The organism is Streptomyces sp. GbtcB6, assembly GCF_019091475.1.
Classification (GTDB): Bacteria; Actinomycetota; Actinomycetes; order Streptomycetales; family Streptomycetaceae; genus Streptomyces; species Streptomyces hyaluromycini.
Map to the genome: position 1 here is coordinate 1 of NZ_JAGXJL010000469.1, position 236 is coordinate 236.

Genomic DNA, 236 nt, shown 5'->3' on the forward strand with positions numbered 1-236 from the left:
CCTCCTGGAAGGAGGGCTTGAGCCTCGCCAACGTCGCCACGCTGGTGCCCCGCCGGATGCCCTCGTCGGCCGCGACCCCGGTCACGGACACGATCTGCTCGTCGAAGGCCCCGCCGTCCTGCGCGGCCGCCGCCCGCTCGTGCGACAGCGCCGCATACCCGTCGAGCCGCTCCCGCGTGAAGCCCTACTTCTGCGCGATCCGCTCCGCGGAGATGCCCTGGTTGAAGGAGAAGTCC

General features: G+C 72.0%; 1 pseudogene. It reads right to left on the minus strand.

Annotated features, from left to right (window positions below):
- Positions 1 to 148, minus strand: a pseudogene (locus tag KVT45_RS57570) (acetyl-CoA C-acetyltransferase); the annotation flags it as partial.
- Positions 149 to 236 lie beyond the last annotated feature (88 nt).